At 58.8% G+C, this 571-nt stretch carries 1 pseudogene; it reads right to left on the minus strand.

The features are described from left to right. Nucleotides 1–478: pseudogene (locus HMPREF2554_RS07680) on the minus strand (type II secretion protein F); the annotation flags it as partial. Nucleotides 479–571: the final 93 nt, after the last annotated feature.

Here is a 571-nt window from a genome sequence, read left to right on the forward strand (position 1 = left end):
CAAGCTGTTCTTCACGGGCCAAAGTGTCTAATAGATCGTCAATATCGTCTTGGGTTTGCCGGTATGCCCGCTCGCGTCTGCTGCCCGTCAGTCGGTGCAGCGCCCGGCGAAGGAGCGAGGACTTTTCGGGTCCGTTCCCATCAGCGTTCCCCGTTTCCCGACTTTGTGCTGCGAAACCGTGAACCATAAGGCCACCAGTGCCAGGCGGATGCCGGGTACGGTTTTCAGCCGTTGCTTCGCGCAGGCTCAGGCCCGCATCCAGGGTTGCAGATATACCGCGCAACGCTTGCGGCCATAGACGCATCTCGGTTGAGGTTGGTGGAGTCGGCGGGATAAGCCTTTGAAACCGTGTCTTTAGCCGAGGCTGTGTTGTGGCGGGCAGATACTCGCCAAATGCCATGCTGTCGCCTGCGTTTTTACGCGCCTTTCTCTGAGACGAACCGGCGGCGAGCGTCTTATGATGCACCATCAGGCTCATAGTTCCTCTCCTTCCTGGCTACTACGGTTGGTTTGTTCCCGTGGTACAGCTGTATAGGGCGCGGCAGAATCGGTGCGAACCCCCGGGTCGTAT

The sequence above is a fragment of the Rothia sp. HMSC071F11 genome (assembly GCF_001809115.1).
GTDB lineage: Bacteria > Actinomycetota > Actinomycetes > Actinomycetales > Micrococcaceae > Rothia > Rothia dentocariosa.